Source organism: Lactobacillus sp. WILCCON 0058 (genome assembly GCF_057198005.1).
Map to the genome: position 1 here is coordinate 84,784 of NZ_JBUBHM010000001.1, position 16,373 is coordinate 101,156.

Here is a 16,373-nt window from a genome sequence, read left to right on the forward strand (position 1 = left end):
ATTTTTTGCACTGGCCCAGCTTTTTGTCTATAATGGAAACTTAATACGCCTAATAGAAACAAGTAATGTAACAGAAAATAAGGAGGCCACATGCGCTATCAGCAAATTATCCTGGACGTTGACGACACCTTGCTCGACACTGAAGCAACGGTGCACGATTCCCTGGTTCAGCTCTTTAAATCCCATGGCTGGGAGATCAGTGACGAATTTGAAAAAGAATTCCACGCCTATAACCAGGGTCTCTGGCGCCGGCTGGAAAAGGGCGAGCTGACCTTGGACCAGCTCTATGAGATCATGTTCCCGGACATTATTAAAAAGTATTGCGGGGTCGAAGTCGACGGGATGGAGACGGCTGACGAATTCCACAGTTACTTCCATACCGGCCACAAGCTCCTGCCTGGAGTCAAGGACACCCTCCGCTATGCCAAAAGACTGGGCTACAGCCTGGCGGTTTTGAGCAACGGGGAACAGTTTGGCCAGGAGCACCGGCTGGAATTAGCCGGGATTAGGCACTACTTTGACCTGGTCGTGACCAGCCAGGAAGCCGGGGTGCAGAAGCCAAACGCGGAAATTTTTGACTACTTTTTCGCCAGAAGCGGCTACAGCCCCAACCAGACGGTCTTCTTCGGCGATGGCCTGTCCTCTGACATCATGGGGGCGGAAAACTACGGCTTTGACAGCATCTGGTACAACCACCGCCACCGGCAAAAGACCCTGCCGGTCCATCCCCTCTTTGAGGTGGACAACTACGCCCAGTTCCAGCGGATCTTGAAAAAAGACTTCGCCCCGACCGCTTTGCGTTAGTTTCCGTGTATACTTAAAGTAAGTAAACTTTAAGAAGGACTTGGGGAAAAATGGAAAATTACTTTTTTGATTTCGACGGCACGATCTGCGAATCGCGCCACATCTACGCGGCCAGCGTGCAGAAGGCCTTTGAGGCCCGGGGAGTCAAGGTGCCAAGCACCGAAGATATTTACCAGGCCATGGGGATTCCGATCGATGTCTCAATTGCCCGCTGGGCCCAGGAAGGGCACAGAAGCGACCTGGCCCAGACCCTGTTTGAGGAAAGCATGGCGGAATATGCCCTGCTGGAGGACGACCAGGTCCGCCTTTTTCCAGGGATCGTGAAGACCTTGACCCAGCTGAAACTGGCCGGCAAGCAGCTCTTCGTCTGCTCCAGCAAGACCCACCCGGAAATTGCCCACAATCTGGAAAATCTGGGCCTGCTGGATCTGTTTGTTGATTTTGTCGGGGCCGATGAGGTGGTCAACCATAAGCCGGCCAGCGATGAGATCGACCTGTTGGCCAAGCGGCATGGCTTGGATTTGAAGGAATCGATTATGCTGGGGGATGCCAAGTACGACATTCGGATGGGAAAGAACGCCGGCTGCGCGACCTGTGCCTGCACCTGGGGCGCCTTTGACCCGGCCAGCCTCAAAAAAGAAAAGGCTGACTATACGGTCGACTATCCCCTGGAAATTTTGAATATTTAAGAAAAATAAAGCGTAAAAAGCAACAGAGAGTAAAGAAAAACAGAAAGTGAAGATAAAATGCGACTGATTTCTTGGAACATCGACTCATTGAACGCGGCCTTGACGGGGACCTCCCCGCGGGCGGAAATGACCCGGGGGGTCTTGAAGAACTTGCATGACCTGGATCCAGACGTCCTGGCCCTGCAGGAAACCAAGCTGCCAGCCAGCGGGCCAAGCAAGAAGCACCAGGCTGCCCTGGCTGACCTTTTCCCGGAATATGACTTCGTTTGGCGCTCCAGCGTGGAGCCAGCCCGGAAGGGTTACGCGGGCACGATGTTTTTATACAAAAAGGGCCTGGATCCGGTGGTGACCCGGCCGGAAATCGGGGCCCCGGAGCCGATGGACTTTGAGGGCCGGATCCTGACCCTGGAATTCCCGGACTTTTACGTGACCCAGGTCTACACGCCAAATGCCGGCAACGGCTTGGTCCGCTTGGGCGACCGGCAGGAATGGGATAAGTGCTACCGGGCCTACCTTGAAGAATTGGACAAAAAGAAGCCGGTTTTAGCCAGCGGGGACTTCAATGCCGCCTACCAGGAAATCGACTTGAAGCATCCGGAGTCAAACCACCATTCAGCCGGCTTTACGGATGAAGAAAGAGCCGGCTTTGGCCAGCTTTTAGCAGCGGGCTTCACGGATACCTTCCGCCAGATCCATGGCCAGGTTGAAGGGGTCTACTCCTGGTGGGCCCAGCGGGTGCGGACGGCCAAGGCCAATAATTCCGGCTGGAGAATCGACTACTGGCTGGTCTCCAACCGCCTGGCCGACCAGGTGGAGAAGTCGGAAATGATCGCGACTGGGGAAAGAGCGGATCATTGTCCAATTTTATTGGAAATTAATCTATAATTCGGTTACAATTAGAAGTTAGAGGATGAAAAAACAAAGAACTTTTAGCAAAGAATTTTAGTATTAGTATATGAGGCGTATGTGTATATGAAGAGATTAGAAAAAGGGGTCATCGGTCTGATCCTGGTCATTTTTGCCGGCACGGCGATTATGGCCTTCAGCAGCGGTGGCCAGAAAGCAGAAAGCAGTTCAGACGCCTTCGATACCTCAGAGTACCAGAAGGCAGTCAAGTCAACGGACAACCACCACTTCAAGAACTTGAAGGTGGAATTGACCGGCAAGAAGAGCAAGATTACTGGCATCCTGCCCAAGTCACCAACCACGATCAGCCTGCTCAAGCAGTGGAAGAAGAAGAAGGTTGACTTGAATTTCAAGGCCAGCAAGAAGGACGGCTTGCTCGTCAGCACGCAGAAGGTTAACCTGCCAACCCCTAAGGGGCAGGAATTGACCCATGCCATTACGGGCGAGATCGGCTATGATCCAGCCAGTGACAAGCTGCTGATTTTTGCCAGCGACAAGAACTACAGCCAGGGCTTCTACCCCCTGGGCCGCTTGAAGAGAAACGGCCCAAGCTCAGTATCTTTGAGCGCTGGCCAGGATCCGCTGGAATTCAGTTTTACAGATTAAGCAGAAGGACTTTCATTTTTATGGAAGTCCTTTTTCTTTTGCCGTGACTTTCTTTTCATAATTTTTAACCAGGTTCAAACTTTTTTAATTAAGTAAAGCTTGCACTTTGGCCAAACTTGTTTTATTGTTAATTATGAAAAAATAATTGACGATATATTAAAAAGCAAGGAGGAATCTTTGATGAGAAAAGTAGCAGTGATCGGCATGGGACACGTTGGGGCCACGGCGGCCTTTATTCTCTTTACGCACGGGGTAGCAGACGAATTGGTCTTGCTGGACAAGAATGAGACCAAGTGCCAGGCTGAATGGGGCGACCTGCGCGACACCCTGGGCAGAAATGACTTCTACGTCAACGTCAAGTGGGGCGACTGGAAGGAATTGGCGGACACCGACTTGATCATCACCGCTTTTGGTGACGTGGCGGCCTCAATCACGACTGGTGACCGTTTCGCGGAATTCCCGATCAACACCAAGAACGCGGTTGAAGTTGGCCAGAAGATCAAGGACAGCGGCTTCAAGGGCGTCATCATCAACATCTCCAATCCTTGCGACGTGGTAACTTCTATCTTGCAAAAGGTGACCGGCCTGCCAAAGAATCAAGTCTTTGGGACCGGGACCTTCCTGGATACTTCCAGAATGCAGCGGGTCGTCGGGGAAAAGTTGGGCCAGGACCCAAGAAACGTGTCCGGCTTCAACCTGGGCGAGCACGGGTCCAGCCAGTTTACGGCCTGGTCAACCGTCTGGGTCAACAACCGGCCAGCCAAGGACCTCTTCAATGAAGAAGAGAAAGAAGAAATGGACCGCTTGAGCAAGGACAATGCTTTCAAGGTTGGCAAGGGCAAGGGCTACACTTGCTACGCTGTTGCTACCTGCGCGGTTCGTTTGGCCAGAGCAGTCTTCTCTGACGCCAAGTTCTACGGCCCAACCAGCTGCTACGTTGAATCCTTGGGGACCTACATCGGCTACCCTTCAATCGTTGGCAAGCATGGGGTAGAAGAAGTACCAGTTTTGGATTTGCCAGCTGATGAACAGGCCAAATTGGAAGCTTCTGCCAAGAAGCTGAAGGACAGTCTGGCCAGCTTGGAATAAAAAAACAAAAACTTTAAAAGTAAAGTCAAGATGTTAGAAAATCCTCCCGTCAGGGAGGATTTTTGTTATAATAAACTAAATTACAAAAAGTAAGTAGCATGTTTGACAGGAGGCAAAAAATGACTTTGCACGGTTTGGAAGATACTTACGAATTGGCCAACGGGGTCAAAATTCCCGTGATTGGTTTCGGGACCTGGCAGACGCCAGATGGCGACGTGGCTCAAGAAGCAGTTGAAGCAGCCTTGAATGCCGGCTACCGGCATATCGACACGGCCGCGGCTTATGGCAATGAGGCGAGCGTGGGCCGGGCCATCAAGAAGAGCGGGGTTAAGAGGGGCGACTTGTTCGTGACCAGCAAGCTCTGGAACGGGTCCCACAGCTATGAAGGAGCCAAGGCCGCTATTGACGACAGCCTGCTCAAACTAGACACGGACTACCTGGACCTGTACTTGATCCACTGGCCAAATCCGGTTGCTGTCCGGGACCACTGGGCAGAAGCCAACGCGGAAGCCTGGCGGGCCATGGAAGAAGCTGTTCAGGCTGGCAAGATCCGGGCGATCGGTGTTTCCAACTTCCGCCGCCACCACCTGGAAGCCCTCTTGAAGACGGCAGAAATCAAGCCTGTGGTCAACCAGATCTGCCTTAACCCAAATGACCTGCAAGCGGAAGTAACGGCCGCTAACAAGGAATATGGCCTTTTGAGCGAGGCTTACAGTCCTTTGGGGACGGGTGGCCTTTTGGGCAATGAGACCATCAAGGCAGTTGGGGCCAAGTATGGCAAGTCCAGCGCCCAGGTTTTGATCCGCTGGTCCCTGCAGCATGGCTTCTTGCCGTTGCCAAAGTCAGTCCACCCGGACTACATCGAGGCCAACGCCGAAGTCTTTGACTTTGAACTTACCGAAGACGACATGACCAAGCTGGATGGCCTGCAAGGGATCGGGCAGCCGGTTTTGGATCCGGACCAAGCTGAATTTTAGCGAAAAACTGAAAATTTTTATGAAAAAGACTGCACAACGTACCAGAAACCTGTCTGGTATTTATGCAGTGTTTTTGTATATATTCGCAAAAGCCGAACGAAAATTGCAAAAATTTTTTTGAAAAAATTTTTTCGGTGGCTGAAGGCTTACGGGGTTTGAATTGAACCGACATACATTTTCTCGTGTTCGCCTGGTTACACGATACTAGATATTGTGTTTCACAGGAAGACTGCTAACATATGGAGTGCTTAGAAAATAATGAGACAAGCAGAAAGGATCTGAGAAGATGAGTGAAGAAATATCGCTCTCGGCTGAATTTGTCGACCGGGTGAAAAAGAGTGTAAAACCCCACTGGGGCAAGCTGGGCTGGGTAACCTACAAGCGGACCTATGCCCGCTGGCTGCCGGAAAAGGGGCGGAGTGAAAACTGGGATGAAACCGTCAAGCGGGTGGTTGAAGGAAACATCAACCTGGATCCCCGGCTCAAGGACTCCCCAAGTCTGGAACTGAAGCAGAGCCTGACTGAAGAAGCTGAACGGCTCTACAAGCTGATCTACGGTTTGGGTGCGACGCCATCTGGCCGGAACTTGTGGATTTCCGGGACCGACTACCAAAGACGGACCGGGGATTCCTTGAACAACTGCTGGTTTGTGGCTATCCGCCCGCAAAAGTACGGGGACAGCAAGATTGTGCCCAGCTATCTTAGCAAGCAGGAAAAGGCTGTCTCCATGCCTTTCTCCTTCCTCTTTGACGAACTGATGAAGGGGGGCGGGGTTGGCTTCTCAGTTGCCAGATCCAACATCAGCCAGATCCCCCGGGTCGATTTTGCCATCGACCTGCAGCTGGTAATCGACGAGACCAGTGAATCTTACGATGCTTCCGTCAAGGTTGGGGCCGTTGGCAAAAATGAATTGGTCCAAGATTCTGACAGCATCTACTACCGCCTGCCGGACACCCGGGAAGGCTGGGTTTTGGCTAATGCCCTCTTGATCGACCTCCACTTTGCCCAAACCAACCCGGACCGCAAGCAAAAGCTGATCCTGGACTTGTCTGACATCCGTCCTTACGGGGCAGAGATCCACGGTTTCGGCGGCACGGCTTCCGGCCCAATGCCTTTGATCTCCATGCTGCTGGACGTCAACGAAGTCTTGAACAATAAGGCCGGCGGCCGTCTTACGGCTGTCGATGCCACTGACATCTGCAACTTGATCGGCAAGGCAGTCGTGGCTGGCAATGTCCGCCGGTCAGCCGAACTGGCCCTGGGCTCAAACGACGACCAGGACTTCATTTCCATGAAGCAGGACCAGGAGAAGCTGATGCACCACCGCTGGGCATCCAACAACAGCGTGGCGGTTGACTCAGCCTTCAGCGGCTACCAGCCAATCGCTGCCGGGATCCGGGAAAACGGGGAGCCGGGGATCGTGAACCTGGACTTGTCCAAGAACTATGGCCGGATCATTGATGGCTACCAGGCCGGAATTGACGGGGACGTGGAAGGGACCAACCCTTGCGGGGAGATCTCCCTGGCCAACGGGGAACCTTGCAACCTCTTTGAAGTCTTCCCGCTGATCGCGGAAGAACAGGGCTGGGACCTGCAGGAAGTCTTTGCCTTGGCGGCCCGCTACACCAAGCGGGTAACTTTTAGTCCTTATGACTGGGAAATTTCCCGGGAAATAATTCAAAAGAACCGCCGGATCGGGATCTCCATGTCCGGGATCCAGGACTGGCTCTTGACCAGACTGGGCAACCGGGTGGTCACTGGCTTCAAGGATGACTTTGACCCGGAAACCCATGAAGCCATTAAGGTGCCAGTCTACGACAAGCGGGCCATCAAGGCGGTTGATCACCTTTACAAGGCAGTGGTCAAGGCTGATCAGGCCTACAGCAAGACTTTGGGCTGCAATGAATCAATCAAGCACACCACGGTCAAGCCGTCAGGCACGGTGGCTAAGCTGGCCGGGGCCAGTGAAGGCATGCACTTCCACTACGGTGCTTACTTGATCCAGCGGATCCGTTTCCAGGATTCTGACCCGCTTTTGCCAGCCTTGAAGGCCTGCGGCTACCGGACGGAAGCAGATATCTACACGGAAAACACGACCTGCGTGGAATTTCCGATCAAGGCGGTAGGGGCGGATAACCCTAACTTTGCTTCAGCCGGCACGGTTTCAATCGCGGAACAATTTGCTACCCAGGCCTTCTTGCAGACTTACTGGTCGGACAACGCGGTTTCCTGCACGATTACTTTCCAGGATTCTGAAGCAGACCAGGTTGAATCCTTGCTCCGCCAGTACCGCTTCATCACCAAGTCGACCTCGCTTTTGCCATACTTTGGCGGATCGCTCCAGCAAGCGCCAAAGGAACCGATCGACAAGGAGACTTATGAAAAGCGCAGCCGGGAAATCACCGGCGACGTGGAAGAGGTCTTCAGCCAGCTGAATAGCGACGTCAAGGACCTGGAACTGGTCGACCAGACTGACTGTGAAGGCGGCGCCTGCCCAGTTAAGTAAGGCAGATAAAGAAAAAATAAAAGACAAAAATAAAACTGAAATAAAAAACGGGAGAAACAAAAGATGAAAAAGAAGATTTTAGCAGTCGTAGTTGCCTTGGCAGCCTTCGTGGGCCTTTTTGCCAGCCAGCCTGTCCAAAGGCAAAGCGTGCAAGCAGCTAAGACCACCAAGACGGCTAAGGCCAAGCAAATCAGCGTGACCTACACTTTGAAGGACACGACCAAGGCCAAGAACAAGCAGACTGTAGCCAAGAAGACCTTCAAGGTCAAGAAAGGGACGAGCGTCTTCACTGTTTTGAAAAAGGCCTGGAAGGTCAGCTACACTAAATCTTCATACGGCGTCTTCATCACCAAGATCAAGGGGCTGGGCGACGAAAAGAAGAAGCTCTACTGGACTTACACAGTTAACGGCAAGATGGCCAAGGTAGCGGCTGACAAGGACAAGCTGACCAAGAACAAGTCCAAGGTTGTCTTCACTCTGAAGCAATACTAAGATGCAGACCAAGGAACGCTACCAGCTGCAAAGGCTGACCCTGCTGGCCCTGCTAACGGCGATGTGCGTGGTTTTGCGGATCTTTAAAATTATCGATATCCCCAATGTCCAGCCAGTGACTGATATTATCATGCTAGCCACGCTGGAACTGGGGGCAGGGACGGGGATTCTCCTGGCCGTTTTGGTCATGGTGATCTCCAACATCTTCCTGGGCTTTGGAATTTGGACCTTGCCGCAGATTTTTGCCTACGCGGCCTGCGCCTTGACCGTGGCATTATTTGCCAGGCTTTTGCCGCTGAAAAGCCGGAAATTCTACTGGCTGCAGGAGCTCCTGGTCGGCTTTCTGGGCCTGGAATACGGCTTCTTCGTCAGCCTGGGCATGGCTGGCTGGGGCGGCTGGGCAGCTTTCATCGCCTACTGGGTCAGCGGCCTGACCTTTGACTTGTATCACGCCGCCGGCAACCTGGCCTTTTATCCTATCCTTTATCTGCCATTGATTTTGGGCCTGGACCGGTTTAAAAAGAAAGCAGGGTGGAAGCAAAATGCTCAAAGTCTACACTAAAGTCGGCGACCAGGGGAAAACCAAGCAGGTTACCGGCAAGATGGTTGCCAAATACACCCCGCAGATCCAGACACTGGGAGCTCTCGATGAGCTGCAGTCCTGGCTGGGGGTTACGGTGGCCAACCTTTCTCCGGCCTGCCAGAGATTGGAAGAAAAGCTGATCAAGCTGGAGCGGGAACTGTATGAATTGCAGGCTGACCTGGTGGTCAAGCGGCACCATACGATTACTTTGGCTGAAGTGACTTACATGGAAGAGCAGATTGATGCCTGGACGGAAGAATTGCCGGAAATGAAGGAATTCATCCTGCCTGGCGGGTCAAAGACCAGCGCCAACCTCCAGTATGCCCGGGCACTGGCCCGGACCAGCGAGCGGGTCTGCGTGCTGTATGCGGACGAAAGCGGGGAGGTCAAGAGCGACAGCCTCAAGTATCTAAACCGCCTGTCAGACTACCTGTTCGTCATGGCTCGCTATGCCAACCTTTTAGAGGGCGTGGCTGACGTTAAGAGCAAGCCTGCCCGACGTCCGAAAAAATAAGCAAGCAAATTAAAAAGTGTTGGATGACTTAGAGAGCAAGCATCCAACACTTTTTCTTCTACAAATCAGCAAGCAAAAACCCGCGGGTGAGAAGGCCCCGCGGGTTTTCGTTTTAGCTTTTAATGGATAAGTTTAAAAGTATGTGTTTGTAAAGTAATGTAAGTAATTTTTAAGTAGATTGTTGTAAGAAAATCTGTAAGTTTTAAAAAAGGGATTTCTAAGCGGCTAGATTAGCCAACCTTAACTGGAGTTTCAGCTTCCTTGCCTTCAACCAATTCAAGGTTGTTGTCGAAGGCCTTAACTACCATGTTGCGAACAGCGTGAGTAGTGTAGAAAGCAGTGTGTGGAGTTACCAGAACGTTTGGACGAGCGATCAAGTCAGCCAAACGTGCGTCTGGGAATTCCTTGCCTTCCCAGTCTTCGTTGAAGACGCCAACTTCACCTTCGTAAACGTCCATTACGTAACCGAAGACCTTGCCTGAGTCCAAACCACGGATAACAGCGTCAGTGTCAACCAATGGACCACGTGATACGTTAACGATAACTACGTCTTGCTTCATTTCAGCAATTGACTTGTCGTTGATCATGTGAACGTTAGCTGGAACGTCAGGAACGTGCAGGGAAATAACGTCAGCTTGCTTGTACAGGTCGTCAAGTGAGTCTACGTAGTAGCCCTTCTTTTCCAATTCTGGGTTGCGGAAGATGTCGTAAGCGATAACCTTAGCGCCGAAGCCTTCCATGATTTGCATGAAAACTTGACCGATGTGGCCAGTACCTACAACACCGACAACTTGGTCGCGAACTTCACGGCCGATAGTTGGTGCCCAACGCAGGTCGTGACGGGCAACCTTTTCGTCCATACGCTTGTCTTGACGCAGGATGCGGGCAGCTTGGATAGCAGCGTGTTCTGCGATAGCGTCTGGTGAGTAAACTGGAACGTTGGTGATTTGGAAGCCAAGTTCCTTAGCCTTAGCCATGTCGATGTTGTCAACACCAACGTTACGCAGGCTCATCTTAGTGATGCCGTTGTCTGCCAAAGCTTGCAGAGTTTCAGCGGTGTAGTCAAGTTGTTGGTAAACAACAACACCGTCAGCACCCTTTGCCAAAGCAGCAGTTTCTGGAGTCAAAAGCTTGTCAGTGTATTCAACTTCGACGTCCTTGTGAGCGTCTTCCCATTCCTTCAAGAATGGCTTTTCATCTTCACGAATTGCGTAAGCAAAAATTTTAGTCATTAATTGTCCCTCCGTTATTCTTGCTCTTACATTGATAATCTTAGCACAAAATCGCCGGGTAAAAAACTAAAATGTGAGTATTTGAGCAAATATTTTTATTGTAAGCGCTATACTAAGCGAATAGCTTGCCGCTAGTTCGTGAACGTGAACGTTTTTCACAAACTATATTTGTCAAAAAGCTCCAGACCCTTTAAACTGGTTTTAGCAAATAAAGGAGCAAGAAAAATGACAGTGCAAAAAATCATCCACGACCCCCTCCGTTTAAGTCAGCCGGCAGCTAAAGCAGCTGCCAGTGACCGGCAAGCGGCCCAGGACCTGCTGGACACCCTGCTGGCCCACCGGGAAAGCGTTGACGGCCTGCCGCCCGCCGCTGGCCTGGCTGCCAACATGATTGGGGTAAACAAGGCGATTATCGCGGTAAACGCCGGCTTTTTACCTATAGTTATGCTCAACCCTAAGATCGTTAAAAGATCCGGCCACTACCTGGCAAAAGAAGGCTGCCTGTCTTTGACGGGAGAGCGGTCAGTTGACCGCTATGAAGAAATCACGGTCAAGTACCAGGACATGGATTTAAAAGAGCATGGGCAGGCCTTTACAGGCTTTGTGGCGGAAACCATCCAACATGAAGTCGACCACTGCAAGGGCAAATTAATTTAATTAAGGCAGGAAAGCAAAAAGCTGGGCCAAACGGCTCAGCTTTTTTAATCGGTCAAGTAGGAAACCGGCTTGTTGACTTCGACCTTGGTGCCGGAGTATTTCTTGGCGATCCACTTCTGGATCTGCTTGTTATGGTAGAGCTTGCCCAGCTTCTTGTAAGCGGCATTGTTCTTGCTTTTCTTAGCGGTGGCCAGGACATTGATGTTGTTCTTGGTGCTCTGGTCGATCTTTTCGTGGTAAAGGGAGTCCTTCAGCACGTTCAAGTTGCCGGCCAGGGCGATGGTGTTGCCGATGAGGACGGCGTCGACGGACTTGATGACCCGGGGGCCGGTGGTATCATCGATCAGCTTGAACTTGAACTTCTTGGGGTTGGAAACAATGTCGTTGGTGTTGCCGCTGGCTGAGTCAAAGTTTTTCTTCAGCTTAATCAGGCCGGCGCTTTGCAAAAGCAGGAGCCCTCTGGCTTCGTTGGCGGCGTTGTTGGCCAGGGCAATGGTCGCGCCTTTAGGCAGGTCGGAGAGCTTCTTGTACTTGGATGAGTAGATACCCATTGGCTCCAGGTAGGTTGTGGCCAAGGCTACTTGCTGGCCGGTATTGCTCTTGGACTTGTTGTAGGCTTCCAGGTAGGCCCAGGAAGCAAAGGCACTGACGTTGATGCTGCCGTCAGAGGTTGCCCGCAGGAGGCTGGGCCCGTCGGTAAAAGCCTTCACCTTGATCTTAAGGCCCAGCTTTTTGGCCTGGCTGCTCTTGGCGATGTGCTGCCAGACTTGGACGTCGGGGCCGATGGAGCCGACAGTGACGGTAGTCGTCTGGCTCTTGGCCGTTTGCCGGGAAGAAGTCAGGCGCAGGGCGAAGAAGGCGGCAATGATGACGACGAGGGCGATGGCGGCGGCGATGAGCCGTTGCTGCTTTTTCTTTCTTCTCATGATTTTTGCTCCTAAAAATAAAAACTAGTCTTCAACCACGTGGCGGTTAAATGGGTCGTCGCTGATGCCCTTCTTCAGGATATCATTGCACCATTCCTTGGCGCTGAAGAGGGAGTGGTCGCGGTAGTTGCCGCAGCTTTCGATGGTGGTGCCAGGCACGTCTTCCCAAGTGATGTCGTCTCTGATGGCCTTGAGGGAGTCGCGCAGGGCCTTGGCTACTTCAGTGGTCGTGTGTTCACCCCAGGTAATCAAGTGGAAACCGGTCCGGCAGCCGAATGGGGAGCAGTCGATGACGCCGTCTAAGCGGTCGCGCAGGAGGCTGGCCAGGAGGTGTTCAATGGTGTGCAGGCCGCCAGTTGGGATGGCGTTTTCGTTAGGCTGCACCAGGCGGAGGTCGAAGTTGGAGATCTTGTCGCCATTAGGGCCTTCTTCAACGGTGATCAAGCGGACGTAAGGTGCCTTAACTTTAGTGTGATCCAATTCAAAACTTTCTACTTTAGCCATGATGATAATCTCCTTTTTTCTAAAAAATACTGGTTGACTAAATTACTTGAAAAAACGTGACAAAAAAAGTCCCTGAACGAAAATGCTTTCGCTCAGGGACGTATTAGCGTGTTACCACCCATCTTCACGGTCTAAAAAAGACCGCCTTTAAGTACGCTCCGCCTGGGCGGAGTTATACTCGGGCGCGGTATCGGGCGCCTCCCGCGGGAAGCTTGCTAGTGCTCGCCTCCCGTATGACTCAAAGACCATGTTCGCCGGGGCCTCTTCAGCGCTTTTCAGCCACCGCGCCTCTCTGAAAGAAGATTTGACCAGCTACTTATCTTTTCCTTGTCAACGTGTTTTCATTTTTTAATCATAATATAATAACGATGGCCGCTTGTCAACCTTTCGCGGCAAAAATTGTCTAAGCCGGCTAATCGTCTTGTTTTTGCTTGCCGGAATTAAATTTCCGGTCCCGCAAATAGTCGGCAATCGTCGCGCCAATGAAGATCAAGTCAAAGGGGCCTAGAAGAGCCAGTCCGGCGATGTTCAACATGCTATAGGCTGCCGCGTTGGTAACTACGATGATTCCGATAGGAATCAGCATGTTCCAATAACCAATCCGGTAACGGAAGAAGTCTCTAATTTCTTGCAGTTTTGGCGCAAAAGGTACAGCCAAAATAAAGCCAAGCAGCAGCCCTGACGCGAAGATGCTGATTAACAAACTGTTTGGAACCATGATAATACCTCAAAAATTTACTTTCCTAGAAAACAACAAATACGGGATTAATACCTGGAATTATAGTTCTGTTTCTAACGGCATACAAGTGGAAATTATCCAAGCCAGCTAATCGTCTTGGCCGTGGTCCTGCTTGGCTTCTTCCTCGCGCTTGATCTTGAGGACTAAGGGGGTCAGTTTGATAACCAGGAACTTGGCAAAGTAGTAGGTAATCACGAAGAAGATGATGATGCCAACCAGTTGGGCAAGCAGGACTGGCCAGATGTTGTAAGCTACCTCAGCTAAAATCATTTTTTCTCACTCCATTTCAAAAAATATGTTTTTTACTTTTGACGTCAAGACAATTATAACTCTATATCTTAATTGTGTATAAGTTTTTCACACTATATATCAAAACAAAAAACGAAGCCGCTTTAATGTGCGGCTTCGTTTTTGAATGATTAAGCTTTTTCTTTCATCATCTGTAAGTACTTGGGTTGGTCAGACTTTGGAACGCCCAATGCATCCAAGGCCTGCTCAGCTGATACATTAAACTTTACCATTACGCTCAGAGCATCAGCTACTTTTGCTTTGTCAACACCTTCATCAATTCCTTGCTTGCGACCTTCATCAACTCCGAGCTTGTGCTCATGGCGTAAAGTTGTCTCGTATTCCAATCTGTTCGCCCTCCATTCTTGATTATGATTGTAGTAATCCATCTTCTTGGCGATGTCATTAATCAGAGCATTCTTGCGGTCAACTTGTCCATTCATCAGATCCAAGAACTTCTGCATGGTCGGACTGACTTTGCCGTTCACTCCCTTTGAGTTGACGTAGACGACGTGAGTGCCATCGCCAAGTGCCCGGTGTGTTTTCGGACAATACACGATGTAATCTGAAACACGCTCCTTGTCCCCGAACTGGTCAAAGGGAGAGAAGATAATTACGAACATCGGTGGCAAATCATCATAGTCAGTCCCGGCCAGCAAAGTGGTCATGTCAACCAAAGCCTTGTAATAGCGGCTCCGTTTTGGTTGAAAATCCCGCGACAGCTGCATTTCGATGTCGTAGATTCGCCCTTGTTCGTCAAAAGCCTGGATATCCAACCGGATAGCCTTATCTTCACGGCCACCCTTGATTTGTGACTGGGCTTTTGTCGTTACCTTTTTAATCTTGAGTTCTGGCAGCAATTCTTGCAAGAGCCGGGTGCAGATCTGTTCATCGCTCATCACCGCGAAAAACATAAAATCGTCAGTAATGCCAATCGGTTCGTACTGGTTCAAATTATTTTCCTTGCTCATATTATAAAACATCCTTTCACTAGTAAGCTATTTTTCCCCCTCCATTTACTAGTACGTTTTTTCGGCAAAAATTTTCTGACAAATTCAATTTATTTGAAGGAAATGGCGAAAAAGTCCCAAAACTCTTTACACTACTTGCTCAGAGTAAAGAAAAAACCGCCAGCCGCGGTTAAATACCAGCGGCTGGCGGTTATTAATTTTTAGCCCAAACGGTTGAGCAGTTCCTTCAAGAAGTCGTAAGTGCTGCCGACGTAGCGGTAGTCTGAGTCTTCGAAGACGATAGCGTTCGGGTTAGTGTTGACGGAGATGATGTTTTCAGCATGGTCAACAGTAAAGGTGTATTGCGGCGCGCCGGCAATCCCCAGGTTGATCAAAACTTGTGGCTTGATCTTGTGGCCGTTGACGCCGAGTTGCTGGCCACGGTTGAAGTCTGAGCCGACCATTGGTCTGGTAACCCCGATTTCAGCGCCCAGCTTTTCAGCTACTTGCTTGGCCAGAGCGATAGTTTCTGGTTGGTTGGCACCGCGGCCCAGAGCCAGAACGATCTTGGCCTTTGGCAGGCCGGCTGCTTGTGATGGGCTGCTTACCGCGTCAACCGCGCCGGCTGGAGTCTTGGCTGCTTCTAAAAGCGGCAGGATCTGGTCAAGGTCAGTCAAGTCAGCCTGCTTTCTTGCCACTTCCTGGCTTGGTACATCAGCCATTTCAGCATTGCTGATTTCCGTGTACATCTTTTCGATCGTGCCTTCAGCGATTTCCATGGCTCTGGCGTCTCTTACCAGGTGTTCTGGGGCAAATTCAGCGCTGTAGCCGTAGCCGCCCATGATTTGCAGGGTCAAGTCGCAGGATTCAACCGCTGCCTTGCTGCCGAAGCACTTGGCCATAGCGGATTGTTCCATGTATGGCAGGCCGGCATCCTTACGGCGGGCAGCTTCCTCGTAAACCAAACGGGTCAGTTCCTTGTTGGTTGCAATCTTGCTGATCTTGTATTGAGTAACTTGCATGTCCTTAAGCAGGGTATTGCCTGACTTGCGCTTAGCCGCGTAGTTTTTGGCAATATCAAGGGCGTGTTCCTGGATCCCAGTCAAAACGGCCCCCATCAAGTAGCGGGCATCATCGTGGGCGTTGTTGGCAATTTCCAAACCTTGCCCCCGCTTGCCCAGCATGTTTTCTGGACCAACTTCGATCTGGTTCATGACAACTTCACCGCAAGGAATCCCCCGCAAGCCGATAAACTTTTCAACATAGCCGAAGGAGAAGCCTGGCATCCCCTTGTCCACGATAAAGACAGAGTATTCGTCAGGACCGGTCTTCACATTGACTGAGTAGACTTGAGCCAGGGTCCCGTTGGTAATCATGACCTTGTCGCCGTTGATGATCCAGCGGCCGTCCTTTTCAACCGCGTAGGACTGGTGCTTGCTTGGGTCTGAGCCGCCTTCTGGTTCAGTGTTGGAGAAGCCAAGGATGGCTTGGGCACCCCAGGCAAAGTAGCGCTCCTTAGCAGCGTCAGTGCCGTACTTAGCCAGCTGGTCACAGCTCTTGTAGTGGCCTTCCAGCATTACGCCGACACTGGCGTTGGCCTTGGCCAGGATGTTGACGATCTTGCCGGCGGTCATGGCAGAGACGTCCAGTCCGCCATATTCCTTGGGAATTTTTGCCCGCAAAAGGCCCAGGTCAACGATCTTCTGGAAAAGGCCGTTTGGCAGCTTGGCCTGGCGGTCGATCTGCAGGTCAAAAGGCGCTACGTCCTTGTCTGCCAATTGCTGAACGGCTTGCAAAAGTTCGGTTTCGTTAGTCATGCTAGTATCCTCATCATTCTTTTATTATATAGAAAAGTAGTAATTTTTATTTTGTGCAGTCAAAATAAAGAAAACGCTTTTATAGTTAATATAC

At 51.0% G+C, this 16,373-nt stretch carries 18 protein-coding genes; 11 read left to right on the forward strand and 7 right to left on the reverse strand.

Annotation, left to right across the window (positions count from 1 at the left end; all coding sequences use genetic code 11):
- Window positions 1-90: 90 nt before the first annotated feature.
- From ACYVUU_RS00425 to ACYVUU_RS00470, 10 genes are all read left to right on the forward strand, one after another.
- Window positions 91-804 carry a YjjG family noncanonical pyrimidine nucleotidase gene (locus tag ACYVUU_RS00425; protein ID WP_439775237.1) on the forward strand — a complete coding sequence of 238 codons (714 nt, stop codon included), beginning with the start codon at window positions 91-93 and terminating at the stop codon, window positions 802-804.
- A 50-nt stretch (window positions 805-854) separates the two neighbouring features.
- The gene (locus ACYVUU_RS00430; RefSeq protein WP_484499321.1) at window positions 855-1,493 is read left to right on the forward strand and encodes an HAD family hydrolase; all 639 of its coding nucleotides are present in this window, start codon (window positions 855-857) and stop codon (window positions 1,491-1,493) included.
- 57 nt (window positions 1,494-1,550) lie between these two features.
- The gene (locus tag ACYVUU_RS00435; RefSeq protein ID WP_484499320.1) at window positions 1,551-2,378 is read left to right on the forward strand and encodes an exodeoxyribonuclease III; all 828 of its coding nucleotides are present in this window, start codon (window positions 1,551-1,553) and stop codon (window positions 2,376-2,378) included.
- An 87-nt stretch (window positions 2,379-2,465) separates the two neighbouring features.
- Window positions 2,466-3,005: a hypothetical protein gene (locus ACYVUU_RS00440; protein WP_484499319.1), complete on the forward strand. Its 540-nt coding sequence runs from the start codon at window positions 2,466-2,468 to the stop codon at window positions 3,003-3,005.
- 180 nt (window positions 3,006-3,185) lie between these two features.
- Entirely contained in the window at window positions 3,186-4,094 is a 909-nt protein-coding gene (locus ACYVUU_RS00445) for an L-lactate dehydrogenase (RefSeq protein ID WP_439775233.1), read from the forward strand.
- Window positions 4,095-4,213: 119 nt separating this feature from the next.
- A complete protein-coding gene (locus tag ACYVUU_RS00450) occupies window positions 4,214-5,071 on the forward strand; it encodes an aldo/keto reductase (protein ID WP_484499617.1) in 858 nt (285 codons plus the stop codon).
- Between the two features lie 286 nt (window positions 5,072-5,357).
- A complete protein-coding gene (gene nrdJ / locus ACYVUU_RS00455; RefSeq protein ID WP_484499618.1) occupies window positions 5,358-7,577 on the forward strand; it encodes a ribonucleoside-triphosphate reductase, adenosylcobalamin-dependent in 2,220 nt (739 codons plus the stop codon).
- A gap of 63 nt (window positions 7,578-7,640) precedes the next feature.
- Entirely contained in the window at window positions 7,641-8,069 is a 429-nt protein-coding gene (locus tag ACYVUU_RS00460) for a DUF4430 domain-containing protein (protein WP_439775230.1), read from the forward strand.
- Between the two features lies 1 nt (window position 8,070).
- Window positions 8,071-8,631, forward strand: coding sequence for an ECF transporter S component (locus ACYVUU_RS00465; protein WP_484499619.1), 561 nt, complete (start codon window positions 8,071-8,073; stop codon window positions 8,629-8,631).
- Window positions 8,612-9,166, forward strand: coding sequence for a cob(I)yrinic acid a,c-diamide adenosyltransferase (locus ACYVUU_RS00470; RefSeq protein WP_484499620.1), 555 nt, complete (start codon window positions 8,612-8,614; stop codon window positions 9,164-9,166). Before ACYVUU_RS00465 ends, ACYVUU_RS00470 begins: the two co-directional genes overlap by 20 nt.
- A gap of 230 nt (window positions 9,167-9,396) precedes the next feature.
- Here the strand turns inward: ACYVUU_RS00470 and ACYVUU_RS00475 are convergent, their stop codons facing one another.
- The gene (locus tag ACYVUU_RS00475) at window positions 9,397-10,398 is read right to left on the reverse strand and encodes a D-2-hydroxyacid dehydrogenase (RefSeq protein WP_439775227.1); all 1,002 of its coding nucleotides are present in this window, start codon (window positions 10,396-10,398) and stop codon (window positions 9,397-9,399) included.
- Window positions 10,399-10,623: 225 nt separating this feature from the next.
- Between ACYVUU_RS00475 and ACYVUU_RS00480 the strand changes: the two genes are divergently transcribed.
- Window positions 10,624-11,055, forward strand: a complete 432-nt coding sequence (locus tag ACYVUU_RS00480) for a peptide deformylase (protein ID WP_484499317.1) — start codon at window positions 10,624-10,626, stop codon at window positions 11,053-11,055.
- A 44-nt stretch (window positions 11,056-11,099) separates the two neighbouring features.
- Here ACYVUU_RS00480 and ACYVUU_RS00485 read toward each other — a convergent pair whose 3' ends face one another.
- From ACYVUU_RS00485 to ACYVUU_RS00510, 6 genes are all read right to left on the reverse strand, one after another.
- Entirely contained in the window at window positions 11,100-11,981 is an 882-nt protein-coding gene (locus ACYVUU_RS00485) for a MetQ/NlpA family ABC transporter substrate-binding protein (protein ID WP_484499621.1), read from the reverse strand.
- Between the two features lie 24 nt (window positions 11,982-12,005).
- Window positions 12,006-12,485, reverse strand: a complete 480-nt coding sequence (locus ACYVUU_RS00490) for an S-ribosylhomocysteine lyase (protein WP_484499622.1) — start codon at window positions 12,483-12,485, stop codon at window positions 12,006-12,008.
- A gap of 412 nt (window positions 12,486-12,897) precedes the next feature.
- Window positions 12,898-13,203, reverse strand: coding sequence for a hypothetical protein (locus tag ACYVUU_RS00495; protein ID WP_484499623.1), 306 nt, complete (start codon window positions 13,201-13,203; stop codon window positions 12,898-12,900).
- A gap of 108 nt (window positions 13,204-13,311) precedes the next feature.
- Window positions 13,312-13,494 carry a hypothetical protein gene (locus ACYVUU_RS00500; RefSeq protein WP_484499315.1) on the reverse strand — a complete coding sequence of 61 codons (183 nt, stop codon included), beginning with the start codon at window positions 13,492-13,494 and terminating at the stop codon, window positions 13,312-13,314.
- A gap of 149 nt (window positions 13,495-13,643) precedes the next feature.
- Window positions 13,644-14,483, reverse strand: coding sequence for an Rpn family recombination-promoting nuclease/putative transposase (locus tag ACYVUU_RS00505; protein WP_484499314.1), 840 nt, complete (start codon window positions 14,481-14,483; stop codon window positions 13,644-13,646).
- 200 nt (window positions 14,484-14,683) lie between these two features.
- On the reverse strand, window positions 14,684-16,279 hold the full coding sequence (locus ACYVUU_RS00510; protein ID WP_439775219.1) for an acyl-CoA dehydrogenase family protein: 1,596 nt from the start codon (window positions 16,277-16,279) through the stop codon (window positions 14,684-14,686).
- Window positions 16,280-16,373 lie beyond the last annotated feature (94 nt).